Annotated in this window: 1 protein-coding gene; it reads left to right on the forward strand. The window is 35.6% G+C overall.

Annotated features, from left to right (window positions below; translation table 11 throughout):
• Window positions 1-330: 330 nt before the first annotated feature.
• The gene (locus tag AC4G3O_RS19235; protein ID WP_491135618.1) at window positions 331-516 is read left to right on the forward strand and encodes a hypothetical protein; all 186 of its coding nucleotides are present in this window, start codon (window positions 331-333) and stop codon (window positions 514-516) included.
• Window positions 517-841: the final 325 nt, after the last annotated feature.

The following is an 841-nucleotide window of genomic DNA, read 5'->3' on the forward strand; positions in this document are numbered from 1 at the left end:
TAGCGGACGGGATCATTTGTCCCACTGCCCCTTACGTTCTACCCTGGCTACTGATAGATTAAATTCATATGAAAAAAGTTCAACCAGAAAGTTCTGGCTGAACTATATAATACGAACCTGCCCCTTTAGTCGCATAATAACTGAACGTCTTATGACAGTCTTAACCTTCTGCTAAATTCCCCCTTTTTTGCAGATTAAGAAGGTGAGCTAAACACCAAACTTTCGGTATAAAAATAAAGCCCTGCAGCCCTGGTTTATGTAATAAGTAACTAATCGATATAAATAGTACAGTTGTGATACAATTAAAAAAAATCACACAGGAGGAAAATAATGATAAAAGGTTTGTTACGTATATTGAGTTTGATTGCTACAGTCTTAGTGCTGATGTGGATTTTTGATTTGGTTTTCAAGGATATACCATCTAAGAATTTTATAGACGTTGCTGTTTTGATGGGAATAGGTGGGGCAATCGGAGCAACAATTCGCTTTGCGATAGATCGGGCTAAAAAATCTTGACCTTCTTTTTTCAACATCTCTATACTAAAGGGCGATGTTAACAAAAAAGAAGACATAAATAACCTTGTCTTATGTTTCTTCCACTAACCTGCCCCGTTACTTCCATAAGAAATTCAACACAAAAAGGCATTAATCCTTCTTGGACCAATGTCTTTGTTAGCGGAGTAAGCTATATTTTTATTAATCCTCGTCATTTAGAAATAACTCTTCTAAGTACCTTTCCTTTCTATCTAAAAAACCCTTTGTTATTTGATAATGTTCTGTGTCTTCATATCTGACACTTTCGATTACATTGGAATCAAAACTAAAGATGTGTGCGTTTGGA

Source organism: Bacillus sp. z14 (2026) (genome assembly GCF_058313575.1).

Coding starts and splice junctions, on each gene's coding strand:
- AC4G3O_RS19235 (WP_491135618.1), top strand. CDS start 331: ATGATAAAAGGTTTGTTACGTATATTGAGTTTGATTGCTACAGTCTTA.